Origin of the sequence: Gillisia sp. CAL575, from assembly GCF_000403785.1 — a bacterium.
GTDB lineage: Bacteria > Bacteroidota > Bacteroidia > Flavobacteriales > Flavobacteriaceae > Gillisia.
The window spans coordinates 12,079-24,297 of sequence record NZ_APHJ01000028.1; the positions used below are offsets into that span (position 1 = coordinate 12,079).

Here is a 12,219-nt window from a genome sequence, read left to right on the forward strand (position 1 = left end):
GTAAGAATCGAGATTTATGACAAATTTATGAGCACTTCTTTTGAAGTAAATAGCTAATGTTGGTATCTTCAAATTTAATTAAAATTAATCAAAAATATACAAGATGAAAACATTGTACAAAGCCAAAGTTACAACTTCTGGAGGACGAGAAGGACATGTAAAAAGTGACGATGGTATATTAGATATGAGAGTGAGTATGCCCAAAGGTATGGGCGGGAAAGGAGAAGATTATACGAACCCAGAACAATTGTTCGCGGCGGGATATTCTGCCTGTTTTGGAAGTGCTTTACAAGTAATAGCTAAAAAACATAAAGTAGACCTGGGAGATTTTAATGTTACTGCAACTGTGAAATTAGGAAGTTTAGAAGATGGAAATCTTCAATTGGCAGCTATTTTAGACTGCTACATTCCTGGTGTAGATGTGGAACAAGGGGAGCAGCTGGTAAATGAAGCTCATGAAATTTGTCCTTACTCTAGAGCAACTAGAGATAATATAGATGTTACTTTAAACTTAATGTTGGATGAATAATTGAGAAAAACCTTAATTATTTATCATTGTTAGTTGAATGAGGAGCTGTTCAGAAAAATTATTTTTTTTGAACAGCTTTTTTATTTTTTAATGGGAACCGAAATTTTAATATCATCCCATGCTAAATTAAAAAGTATCAGATCATTTGCCTTTTCAAAATAAATACTGAATTGTTCTAAGGTATCCCGAACTTTTATTGTTGGCATTTCTAAAACTAAAACATCAAAATCTGGATCTCGAGAGGCCTTTTCTTCCATATTAATACCCCAGGGGTACATTTTAGAATTAAAGATCACTTTCCAAGAGTCCTGCATAGGGATGGTCCATAAAGTATAAGTTCCATTTGGAAGCGGGGAGCCATCTACGAAAATATCTTTATTGGTAGAAAATGTAGTTGCTTCATTAGCACCGGTTCGCCAGACTTCTCCGTAAGGTACCAATCCGCCAAAAATCTCTCTTCCTTTTTTGTATGGCCTGTTATAAATAACTTCCATTTTTAAAGATCCTTCAGAAAAAGCGCTGGAATCTTCAGGACTTAAGGCTTTAGTAGAATAACGCCAAAGTAAAATTCCACCAACTATTATAGCTATTGTAGCAATTACGATTTTTATAATATAGCGTTGCGAAATTTTCATAAGTACTAAAACGAGGTGTTTAATATGAAAGGGATAATATGATAAGCATTCTAGAGTTTATAGATTTTAAAATACTTTTCTAAAATTATACCAATTATCTTAAATTATAGAAAATTGTCAGTCTAAATATGGCATTCGGTTTAAACCAAGCAAATAGATATTATCTGCGATGTTCAATTCATATAAAACATACCTATTTATTTTTTCAGAATAAAATAGTGAATATTGCAACAAGGTAATTTCTAGATCGTCTTTAAAGTACTAACTAACTAAGTATTATTAAATTTTGTTAAAGCATCAACTCATAGAAGATTGTCGTGCCAACAACAGAAAAGCACAATTAAAACTTTATAACAGTTATTGTGATGGAATGTTCATTGTGGCTAGCAGATTCCTGCGCGATACAGCAGAGGCTGAAGATGCCATGCAAGAAGCGTTTGTAAAAGCCTTTGCGAAGCTCCATCAATATTCCGGAGAAGTTACTTTTGGAGCATGGTTAAAACGAATCGTGATTAACAAATGTCTTGATCATTTGAAAGCTAAGAAACTGGAATATGTTGCGCTAAATGAACAATTGATAGAGAAAGTAGCAGATGATGAGGCTCAAGATTGGCAGGTGGATGATGGAATTGGGATAGGGGAGGTAAAAGCTGAAATTCAGGAGCTTCCAGAAAAGTATAAATATCCCCTGATGCTTTACTTAATTGAAGGATATGATCATGAGGAGATCTCAGAAATATTGAAAATCTCGCAGGTTGCTTCAAGGACTTTGGTGCATAGAGGAAGAAAAAAATTACAAGAAAAATTAAAAGCATTTAGAAATGGCACAGGATATTAGAAAAATGTTTAAGGATGATCAATCCAGGACCAAGGAAAAGTTAAGTAAAGGTCATCAAAACCGTTTTGAGGCCAAGCTAGATGCTGCCTTACCAACAAAAAAGAATAGCAATAAGTTTAGCTTCATGAAAATCGCGGCAATATTTATTATTGCAGTTGGAATTGGAGCGTTCTTTTTGAACAAAGAAAAATCAATTACAACAGAAACGCCAATAGTTTTAACGCCAGAAATACAGGATGATAAAATTGAAACTTCAGGTAAAGAGTTTCAGTTAAGTGAAGTTTCTCCCGATTTTAAAAAGATTGAAAACTATTATTTAGCTGGGATCAATATGGAGTTGGCAAAGCTGGAAGTTAATCCTAAAAATAAAGCTTTGATAGATTCATTTATGGGAAAAATGTCTGAATTGAATAATGAATATAAACGCTTAAATACCGAGTTTAATGAAACGGGTCCAAATGAGCAAACGATTGAAGCTATGGTTGAAAATCTTCAATTTCGTTTGGACTTGTTATATAAACTCAAGAATAAATTAAAAGAAGTAAAACAAACTAAAAACGCACGTAATGAAAACAATAAAGTTTAATTATACCCTTCTATTTTGCTTATTATTTTCTACAGGGATCTTTGCTCAAATTAAAAAACTTGAGAAAACTTATAAAACGAAACAGGATGTTTCTGTAGTTGTAGACGCAAAATACACCAATATTATAGTAGAAAATTGGGATAAGAATGAAGTGGCTATAGAAGCCTATTTAGAATCAGGGAATTTGAAAAGCGAAGAAGCTAAAAAAGCAATGGAGAGCTGGAAATTAGAAACTTCAGGAAGTTCAGATAGAATTGAGATCACTTCTGGCGGTGGTACAGGTTTGAATTTAAACATAGATATGGATTTGTCCTCTTTATCTGAATCTATGGGAGATCTTCAAGATATCTTAGGACCAATGATGACTGATATGATGGCTCCAATGTTAGAGAACATCAGTAAAAATCCTTTACCCCCAGAGTTCCATGAAAAAATAGGGAATATGGACTTTGATTATGATGCCTATAAAAAGGATGGAGATAAGTATATGGAGAAGTGGGAGAAAAAAATGGAGAAGAATTTCGGAAAGGATTTTGAAAAATCAATGGAAGCTTGGGGTAAGCAATTTGAAAAAAACTCCGAGGGTTGGGAGAAAGATTTTGAAAAGAAAATGGAAGCTTGGGGAGAAGATTTCGAGAAGAGTTTTGGAAAAGATATGGAAAAATGGGGTGAAGATTTTGGAAAGAAAATGGAAATATGGGGAGAGAATTTCGGTAAAGAGATGGAAGGAAAACAAAACTTTAAAGGTGGAGAAAGGGAAACAACTAGATCTTCTTCTCAAGGTAAACGCATTATTAAAATTAAAATCCCCAGAAATGCTAGATTGGAGTTAGATGTAAGATATGGTGAATTAAAATTGGGCGAAAAAACTACCAATATAAAAGCAAATTTATCTCATAGTAAATTATCTGCTAATGTCATTGAAGGTGAGAAAACAGAAATTAAAGTATCCTACAGTCCAATAAATGTGAATGTTTGGAATTATGGAGTGCTTAAAACGAATTATGTTGAAAACTGTGAAATAGGTAAAGTAAAAAGCATCAAACTTATCTCCAACTCCAGTGATGTAAATATTAGAGAAATCACAGAGACTGGTATACTTTCTGGAACCTTTGGAGAACTTGCTGTGGGAAAATTGGGATCGGGATTTAAAAATTTAGACATCACTTTAGAAAATAGTGACCTAAGACTTTCCTTGCCTAGCGCTGCCTTGAATTTTAATTATAACGGGACTCAAAGTAATATTGAATATCCAAAAGCAGCTTCTATAAAATCAACTAAATCTTATGATAATGAGATCCTTAATGGATACTATAAAGACAAGGGTGGAAATGGAAGTGTTAACATAAATGCAAGTTTTAGCGACGTGTATATAAAATAAGTTATTTTTGAAAAAAATAGCTCATGTACAAATCAAATTTCTCTGAATTTATAAAGGAATGCACTAGTGAATTTACACCGGTCTTGGATAAAACCTTTGAAAAAGAAGATTTTGTTCACATAGATCTTTCAGAAACTAATAAAGATATTAGAGAGATGCCTATTCCGTCTGCAACAGCAGTGAAAACTTTTATTGATGGATATGTTGCTTCCAAGAAGGCTAAAGTTGCCTATGGAGGTTATAATGAGAAGCGTAGCTTATATCAACGAAGCGTGATTTTTAATGGAGAAACGACTCCTTCTTCCAGAAATATACATATAGGTTTGGATCTTTGGTGTGATGCAGGAACTTCGGTATTAGCAGCCTTAGAAGGAACAGTACATAGCTTTAATGATAATGAAGGTTTTGGTAATTATGGGCCCACAATTATTCTTGAACATATTGTAGGTGATAAAACTTTTTATACGCTTTATGGACATTTAAGCAAGGATTCAATTAAAAAATTAAGCTTCGGGCAGATCGTGGAAGCGGGAGATAAAATTGGCACTCTTGGTTCCAGAAAGGTAAATGGGGATTATGCTCCACATTTACATTTTCAAGTGATTAGAGACATGCAAGGATTCACTGGAGATTATCCAGGTGTTGCCTCTGGAGACAAATTAGAATTCTATTTAGAGAACTGCCCAGATCCTAATTTATTACTGAAGATTGATTAAATCGATGTGATTTTCAGTATTCTTGAATGTTTTGTCATCTCGAACGTAGTGAGAGATCTCAATTGAATGATATGTGTAAAATAAAGACGAGATTTCTCAGTTGCGAAATGCTCCTTCGAAATGACAGCAATTTTTTTGCTGAATAGCTTATTCTTTTTTAGTCTTTAGAAACCATGCAACTGCAGCAGCAGTTACTACTCCCATTACCAAAGCACCAAAAGTAGCTTGAATTATATAAGATTTCAAGTTGAAATAGGCTTCTGCCTGTTCCTGATTCATCACTTTTGTTTCTACACTATAAGCGATCACATTATTAAAATAATCGGGAGTAATATAGGTGCTGGTTACGAATTGTGATAAGGGAGCAAGAACTGTAACTACAATGGTTATTATTATTCCGGCCACAAAGCCCTGGCGCCAAGTCATTTGTCCATTATAAAAATTTCTTTTTTTATCCCTAATCGCAAAGAAATAAACTAATACAGCAAAGATCCCGAAGAAGTTAGTGTAAATAGCCTGCTTGGCAATAAGTACATTATGCCACCCCATTGTTTTTTCAAAAACCATCCAGAGTAATGCAACAAGGGTAAAGATGACACCCCATTTAATTTCAATTGTAATTTTATTCATAATAGCTCTTGGTTAAATAGCTAAAGGTATCAAAAACTTAGATTTATTTTTTTTGTAATAATTAACCCATTTGAGTCAAGCTATTCCGACCGATCGGAAGTTTTAGTATCTAAACATTGAGAGCTTGAGACCAGTGATAATAAAAAACACATCTCGACTCCGCTCGATGAGACAAACTTAAAGAAGAAATTGCTTTATTCTGATTATCAAATAATAGGGATCCTGAAATAAATTCAGGATGACCTCAAGATCATTTCATTTATTTCTACAAACAACAAACCCAGCAATTTGCCGGGTTTGTTGTTTGCGAAAGAAATTTTATTCTAGCTTTCGTGATCGGTAATTACCCAATCTCCTTTATCTAAAAGAGGGATCGCTTGCTTGTATTTCATAGTCTTATTTTCTCCACTCATTACATTTTTAACTGTAACCTTATCGTTTCTATTGATCTTTGGCTGATCCCGAACTATGGTCTCTGTTATTTGTGGACGAGGCTGAGTTTGTCCGGCAGCTTTGCTTTGTGCAGAACGTTCCTCTATATTCGGAATTTCTTCTTTAGTGGTTTCAATTTTTTCACGACGTCTAGGCTGACGTGCTTCTTGAATATTCGCAGTATTTCCTTCTGGAATTTCTCCTTTAAATAAGAAGGAGATCACATCTTTATTTACCTGCTCTATCATAGCCTTAAACAATTCAAATGCTTCAAACTTATAGATCAATAAAGGATCTTTTTGTTCGTGAACCGCTAATTGTACACTTTGCTTCAATTCATCCATCTTACGCAAATGCGTTTTCCAAGATTCATCTATAATTGCAAGTGTAATATTCTTTTCAAAATCTTTGGTGAGTTGTTTTCCTTCAGTTTCGTAGGCTTTTTCTAGATTGGTAACAACCTGTAAACTTTTTACTCCATCTGTAAAAGGAACTGCGATACGCTCAAAGTTATTAGCTGGATCTTCGTAAACATTTTTAATAATTGGAAAAGCTAAAACAGCTGTACGATCCATTTTATTATGATAATGCTCGAATGCTGCTTTATAAACAACACCAGCTATTTTCTGAACATCCATCTTTCCAAAATCCTCTTCAGAAACAGGAGAGCTCATAGAGAAATAACGAATAAGTTCGAATTCAAAATTCTTATAATCTGAGGCTGCTTTGTTATTTTCAGTAATAACTTCAGAAGTATCAAAGATCATATTGGCGATATCCACCTTTAATCTATCTCCAAAAAGTGCATGATATCTACGTTTGTAAATCACCTCTCTTTGAGCATTCATTACATCATCGTACTCGAGTAAACGCTTACGAACACCAAAGTTATTTTCTTCAACCTTTTTCTGTGCACGTTCAATAGATTTAGAGATCATGGAATGCTGAATTACTTCTCCATCTTCCAAGCCCATTCTATCCATTAATTTCGCGATCCTTTCAGATCCAAATAAACGCATTAAGTTATCTTCTAAAGAAACATAGAATTGTGAGCTTCCCGGATCTCCTTGACGACCAGCACGACCTCTTAACTGTCTGTCTACACGTCTAGAATCATGACGCTCTGTACCAATAATGGCCAATCCGCCTGCTTCTTTAACTTCTTTGCTCAATTTAATATCTGTACCACGACCTGCCATGTTGGTAGCAATAGTTACAATTCCAGAATTACCAGCTTCAGCAACAATATCTGCTTCTTTCTTATGTAATTTCGCATTCAAAACGTTGTGAGGAACGCTTCTTAACTTCAGCATTCTGCTCAATAATTCAGAAATCTCTACTGAAGTAGTTCCTATAAGTACCGGTCTACCTGAATTAGAAAGTTTGGTAACTTCATCTATTACTGCATTAAATTTTTCTCGTTTTGTTTTATAAACAAGATCTTCACGGTCATGTCTCGCAATTGGTCTGTTAGTAGGAATTTCCACCACATCCAATTTGTAGATCTCCCATAATTCACCAGCTTCAGTTACCGCAGTTCCCGTCATTCCAGAAAGCTTACGATACATTCTAAAGAAATTCTGAAGAGTTACTGTTGCAAATGTCTGAGTAGCATCCTCAATCTTTACATTTTCTTTAGCTTCAATAGCCTGGTGTAACCCATCACTATATCTTCTACCGTCCATGATACGACCAGTTTGCTCATCAACGATCTTCACTTTATTCTCCATAACCACATATTCTGTGTCTTTTTCGAATAAAGTATAAGCCTTTAACAACTGACGCATGGTATGGATACGATCACTCTTCACGCTATATTCACGGAAAAGCTCTTCTTTTTTCTCTACTTCTTCTTCTTTACTAAGTCCTTCATTATCGATCTTAGAGATTTCCATACCAATTTCCGGCATTACGAAAAAGTCTGGATCGTCTTCCCCAGATAGAAATTCTACACCTTTATCGGTAAGATCTATCTGATTGTTTTTTTCTTCAATAACAAAATAAAGCTCCTCATCTACTTTTGGCATCTCACGATTGTTGTCTGCCATGTATTGATTTTCAGTTTTCTGAAGTAGTTGTTTAATTCCTTCTTCACTCAAAAACTTAATAAGTGCTTTATTTTTAGGTAAACCTCTAAAAACTCTTAGAAGTTGAAGTCCACCTTCTTTAGTATCACCCGCAGCAATTAATTTCTTTGCTTCAGATAAAACCTTGGTTAAATGATTTCTTTGAACTTCAACAATATTATGAATTGCAGGTTTTAAAGCATCAAATTCGTGAATATCTCCTTTCGGAATAGGTCCTGAAATGATCAATGGGGTTCTTGCATCATCTACTAATACAGAATCCACCTCATCTACAATTGCAAAGTTTGGTGAGCGTTGTACTAGATCGTCTGGAGCATGAGACATATTATCTCTTAAATAATCGAAACCAAATTCGTTATTTGTTCCATAGGTAATATCTGCATTATAAGCTTTACGTCTCGCAGCAGAGTTAGGACGGTGATAATCTATACAGTCAATACTAATTCCGTGGAACTGAAAAATTGGGGCCATCCAGGCGCTATCCCTTTTTGCCAAATAATCATTCACAGTTACCAAGTGCACCCCTCGTCCACTTAAAGCGTTTAGGTACATAGGAAGAGTTGCAACTAGCGTTTTTCCTTCCCCAGTTTGCATCTCTGCAATCTTACCTTGGTGCATTGCAACACCACCAATTAGCTGAACATCGTAATGTACCATGTCCCAAGTAATAGGCTTTCCTGCAGCATCCCAAGAGTTGCTCCAAATTGCATGATCTCCCTCTAATTCCACATAGTCTTTTTCTGCAGAGATCTCTCTGTCAAAAGCAGTGGCGGTAACTTTTAGTTTTGAATTATGTACAAATCGCTTGGCTGTTTCTTTTACTGTAGCAAAAGCTTCAGGAAGAATATCGTTAAGAACAGACTCAGTGATGTTATACATTTCATCTTTCAAGGCATCAACTTCCGCATAGATATCCTCATTTCTAGTAATATCTTCTGAAGTATCTGCTTCAGTATTTAAAGCTTCAATTTTCGATCGAATATCTGTGGTAGCATCGTCAATTTTCTTTCGGAAAGTAACCGTTTTCTCACGTAGTTCGTCTATAGAAAGCGCTTCGAACTCCTTCTCCAAAGCTTTGATCTTCTCTACTATAGGTTGTATTTCTTTAACGTCTTTCTTGGATTTGTCTCCAACAAACACTTTTAATACAGAATCTAAAAAACTCATAGTTTTTTGTGTTTAATATGTTTCAAATGTACGTAAAAAAAAAAGCCTCTTTTAGGAGACTTTTTAGTATTTACGTGTTATGTTTTTCTAATATTCATCCTCATTCCAAAGGTAATCTTCGTCTGTAGGATAGTCGGGCCAGATCTCTTCAATAGAGTCATATGAATCTCCTTCATCTTCTATGGATTGAAGGTTTTCTACTACTTCTAATGGAGCTCCAGTTCGAATAGCGTAGTCAATTAATTCATCTTTTGTTGCCGGCCAAGGTGCATCGCTTAAATAAGATGCCAATTCTAATGTCCAATACATTGATTTATCGGTGTTTATTTTTTGCAAAAATAATTTTTTTGTTGTAATAGGCAAGTAAAAAATCTATTATTTCGTCAATAATTTTAAGAACATGGTCTAAAATCTTAATTTTTATATAAAATTAAGCTCTTAGCTTAATAAATTTCAATTTGTTTAACTACTCTTTTCAGGAATCCATTTTACCTCATTTGCATGTAAGTCTTTGGACAATTTTCGTGCCAGCACAAATAGGTAGTCAGAGAGTCTATTTAGGTAATGTAAAACCAATTCGTTAAATGGGCTTATCTCATAAAGTGCTGTAGCCATGCGTTCTGCACGACGGCAGACACATCGGGCAATGTGACAAACTGACACAGAAGGATGTCCTCCAGGAAGCACAAAATGCGTCATTTCTGGAAGATTCTCGTTCATAGAATCCATTTCTTTTTCAAGAAGAACGATGTCTTCTTCGGTTATAGTCGGAATATTTAAGCGCTCTTTTCCACTTTTAAGGATTGCTTTTTCTGGATCTGTAGCTAAAATGGCTCCTAAGGTAAAGAGTCTATCTTGAACTCTATTTAGAACTTCACGAGTGTGATCTCCAACTTTTTGATCTTTAACTAGTCCAATATGAGAATTTAATTCATCTACGCTTCCATAACTCTCTATTCTTATATGATGTTTAGGAACTCTGGTTCCCCCAAAGAGAGAGGTAGTTCCTTTATCTCCGGTCTTGGTGTATATTTTCATGTCAATTTTATTTTGAACAATTCAAAGATACAAACATTCAAAGAAGGTGATTAGAGAATTGTTGGTCTGTTTTTATTCATAAAATAGAATTTTTTTAAAAAAGTCAAGCCTAACTTATTTCAGCATTTAATATGAGTAGAATTAATCCATAGCTTAGACCCTGAAACTAGTTCAGGGTGACGTCCAAGGTGAATTATATTTAATAAGGAATTTTTAAACCTTGCTAACTGACTTGCTTTTCTTTTTGCGTTCCAAATAACGCATTCTAAATATTTTGTTTTTCTTATGCTTGCGAAGTTTCGTTGCGCTGCCTTTATTCCAAAGAAAATAGGTAATAACAGCTGCAATTATCAGTAAATAAATCCAGGTTTCCCTGTCAAAATCGATCATTTGTAGATGAATTTAATACAAGGTAATAAAATGAATTTTAAATGCCAAGTAGAACGATGTCATTCCGAAGCTTTTGTCATCCCCACGGTAGGAGGGATCTCTTGTGGTAGAGAATCTTGCTTCATTGAAATTCTTCACTCCGCTGCTCTTCGTTCAGAATGACACTTTTTATGCTTTGTCATTCCGACAGCTGGAGGAATCTCTTATAAGGAAGAATGTAACTTCATTGAGCTCCTTCTCAGGCTTAGGAATACAATTATACAAAATGTCAGGCAGAGCTTGTAGAAGCCTTGTTCTAAACATAAGAAACCTCTTCACTAAGGTTAGTAAGATATTTATCTGTCATTCCGATTTCTTTTTGGGAGAGGAATCTCGTAGGGAATTATAAAGATTCTTCGAAAATTTCAATAGTTATTTGGGAAGGAGGACATCAGAGGATTCTGTGATCACGATCCAAATTAAATTTAGGAGAGAGGGATCTCTTATAAAAATGCTTGTTGATTAATTGAGATTCTTCACTTCGCTGCTCTTCGTTCAGAATGACACTTTTTATGCTTTGTCATTCCGACAGCTGGAGGAATCTCTTATAAAGGGGGGATGTAACTTCATTGAGATCCTTCTTCAGGCTCAGGAAGACAGTTATACAAAATGTACGGCAGAGCTGGTCGAAGCTTTTTTTAAAAATAAGAAATCTCTTCACTAAGGTTAGTAAGATATTTATCTGTCATTCCGATCCCTTTTGGGAGAGGAATCTCGTAGGTAATTATAAAGATTCTTCATAAATCTTAATAGTTATTTAGGAAGGAGGACATCAGAGGTTTTTGTAATCACGATCCAAATTAAATTTAGGAGAGAGGGATCTTTTATAAAAACGCTTGTTGATTAATTGAGATTCTTCACTTCGCTGCTCTTCGTTCAGAATGACACTTTTTATGCTTTGTCATTCCGACAGCTGGAGGAATCTCTTATAAGGAAGAATGTAACTTCATTGAGATCCTTCGACAAGCTCAGGATGACATTCTAATTCTTTGTTCCTTCGAGCGGAGTCGAGAAGTCAGTTTAATGTCTATTCAGGTGTAACAACTTGCTCCTTTCTAACATCGCTCTCCACAATCCCATCTCTAAGTCTAATAATTCTATGGGCATGCATGGCAACATCTTCTTCGTGAGTAACTAAAATAACGGTGTTTCCGGCTGCATGTATTTCATCAAATAAAGTCATGATCTCCAAAGAGGTAATAGAATCCAGGTTCCCTGTTGGCTCATCTGCAAGTATAATAGAAGGTTTATTAACTAAAGCTCGTCCTACTGCAACACGCTGACGTTGACCTCCAGAAAGTTGATTGGGTTTGTGATCCATTCTATCGGCTAGCCCAACATTAGTTAAAACTTCCTCAGCACGAACTTTACGCTCGGCTTTAGAGAAACCAGCATATACCATTGGTAAGGCAACATTTTCTAGTGCGGTTGTACGTGGTAATAAGTTAAAGGTCTGGAATACAAAGCCAATTTCTTTATTACGAATTTCAGCAAGCTCATCATCACTCATTTTGCTTACATCGTTCCCATTAAGAATATAAGTCCCTGAAGTTGGTGTGTCTAAACATCCTAGAAGATTCATTAGAGTAGATTTTCCAGATCCAGAAGGCCCCATAAATGCTACATATTCCCCTCTGTCTATATCGAGATCTATTCCTTTTAAAACCTTAATGATCTCTTGCCCTAAAGGGAAGTCTCGAGTAATGCTGCGTATCTCAATAACTTTGCTCATAGTGTGATTCCAATAAATT

General features: G+C 35.1%; 11 protein-coding genes. 5 read left to right on the top strand and 6 right to left on the bottom strand.

Annotated elements, in window-relative coordinates; genetic code table 11:
- Nucleotides 1–103: 103 nt before the first annotated feature.
- Nucleotides 104–529 carry an organic hydroperoxide resistance protein gene (locus I130_RS10420; protein WP_034922707.1) on the top strand — a complete coding sequence of 142 codons (426 nt, stop codon included), beginning with the start codon at nt 104–106 and terminating at the stop codon, nt 527–529.
- An 80-nt stretch (nt 530–609) separates the two neighbouring features.
- Here the strand turns inward: I130_RS10420 and I130_RS10425 are convergent, their stop codons facing one another.
- Nucleotides 610–1,164, bottom strand: a complete 555-nt coding sequence (locus I130_RS10425) for a DUF2911 domain-containing protein (RefSeq protein ID WP_034922709.1) — start codon at nt 1,162–1,164, stop codon at nt 610–612.
- A gap of 286 nt (nt 1,165–1,450) precedes the next feature.
- Between I130_RS10425 and I130_RS10430 the strand changes: the two genes are divergently transcribed.
- From I130_RS10430 to I130_RS10445, 4 genes are read left to right on the top strand one after another with little or no spacing between them, the layout of a single operon-like run.
- Nucleotides 1,451–2,002 (top strand): RNA polymerase sigma factor, encoded by a 552-nt coding sequence (locus I130_RS10430; protein ID WP_034922711.1) that lies wholly within the window; start codon nt 1,451–1,453, stop codon nt 2,000–2,002.
- Complete coding sequence (locus I130_RS10435; protein ID WP_034922713.1) at nt 1,986–2,588, top strand: hypothetical protein; 603 nt, start codon at nt 1,986–1,988, stop codon at nt 2,586–2,588. Before I130_RS10430 ends, I130_RS10435 begins: the two co-directional genes overlap by 17 nt.
- The gene (locus tag I130_RS10440; protein WP_034922714.1) at nt 2,569–3,969 is read left to right on the top strand and encodes a hypothetical protein; all 1,401 of its coding nucleotides are present in this window, start codon (nt 2,569–2,571) and stop codon (nt 3,967–3,969) included. Before I130_RS10435 ends, I130_RS10440 begins: the two co-directional genes overlap by 20 nt.
- A gap of 23 nt (nt 3,970–3,992) precedes the next feature.
- On the top strand, nt 3,993–4,685 hold the full coding sequence (locus tag I130_RS10445; RefSeq protein ID WP_034922715.1) for a peptidoglycan DD-metalloendopeptidase family protein: 693 nt from the start codon (nt 3,993–3,995) through the stop codon (nt 4,683–4,685).
- Between the two features lie 147 nt (nt 4,686–4,832).
- Here the strand turns inward: I130_RS10445 and I130_RS10450 are convergent, their stop codons facing one another.
- From I130_RS10450 to I130_RS10470, 5 genes are all read right to left on the bottom strand, one after another.
- Nucleotides 4,833–5,315, bottom strand: coding sequence for a DUF4199 domain-containing protein (locus I130_RS10450; RefSeq protein ID WP_034922717.1), 483 nt, complete (start codon nt 5,313–5,315; stop codon nt 4,833–4,835).
- Between the two features lie 323 nt (nt 5,316–5,638).
- The gene (gene secA, locus I130_RS10455) at nt 5,639–9,001 is read right to left on the bottom strand and encodes a preprotein translocase subunit SecA (protein ID WP_034922720.1); all 3,363 of its coding nucleotides are present in this window, start codon (nt 8,999–9,001) and stop codon (nt 5,639–5,641) included.
- A gap of 87 nt (nt 9,002–9,088) precedes the next feature.
- Nucleotides 9,089–9,310 (bottom strand): DUF2795 domain-containing protein, encoded by a 222-nt coding sequence (locus tag I130_RS10460; RefSeq protein WP_006989959.1) that lies wholly within the window; start codon nt 9,308–9,310, stop codon nt 9,089–9,091.
- Between the two features lie 153 nt (nt 9,311–9,463).
- Nucleotides 9,464–10,039 (bottom strand): cob(I)yrinic acid a,c-diamide adenosyltransferase, encoded by a 576-nt coding sequence (locus I130_RS10465; protein WP_034922722.1) that lies wholly within the window; start codon nt 10,037–10,039, stop codon nt 9,464–9,466.
- Between the two features lie 1,456 nt (nt 10,040–11,495).
- Nucleotides 11,496–12,200 carry an ABC transporter ATP-binding protein gene (locus tag I130_RS10470; RefSeq protein WP_034922725.1) on the bottom strand — a complete coding sequence of 235 codons (705 nt, stop codon included), beginning with the start codon at nt 12,198–12,200 and terminating at the stop codon, nt 11,496–11,498.
- Nucleotides 12,201–12,219: the final 19 nt, after the last annotated feature.

Excerpts from the sequence above, each read along its gene's own strand:
- I130_RS10420 (WP_034922707.1), top strand. The coding sequence starts at position 104 with ATGAAAACATTGTACAAAGCCAAAGTTACAACTTCTGGAGGACGAGAA.
- I130_RS10425 (WP_034922709.1), bottom strand. The coding sequence starts at position 1,164 with ATGAAAATTTCGCAACGCTATATTATAAAAATCGTAATTGCTACAATA.
- I130_RS10435 (WP_034922713.1), top strand. The coding sequence starts at position 1,986 with ATGGCACAGGATATTAGAAAAATGTTTAAGGATGATCAATCCAGGACC.
- I130_RS10440 (WP_034922714.1), top strand. The coding sequence starts at position 2,569 with ATGAAAACAATAAAGTTTAATTATACCCTTCTATTTTGCTTATTATTT.
- I130_RS10445 (WP_034922715.1), top strand. The coding sequence starts at position 3,993 with ATGTACAAATCAAATTTCTCTGAATTTATAAAGGAATGCACTAGTGAA.
- I130_RS10450 (WP_034922717.1), bottom strand. The coding sequence starts at position 5,315 with ATGAATAAAATTACAATTGAAATTAAATGGGGTGTCATCTTTACCCTT.
- secA (WP_034922720.1), bottom strand. The coding sequence starts at position 9,001 with ATGAGTTTTTTAGATTCTGTATTAAAAGTGTTTGTTGGAGACAAATCC.
- I130_RS10460 (WP_006989959.1), bottom strand. The coding sequence starts at position 9,310 with ATGTATTGGACATTAGAATTGGCATCTTATTTAAGCGATGCACCTTGG.
- I130_RS10465 (WP_034922722.1), bottom strand. The coding sequence starts at position 10,039 with ATGAAAATATACACCAAGACCGGAGATAAAGGAACTACCTCTCTCTTT.
- I130_RS10470 (WP_034922725.1), bottom strand. The coding sequence starts at position 12,200 with ATGAGCAAAGTTATTGAGATACGCAGCATTACTCGAGACTTCCCTTTA.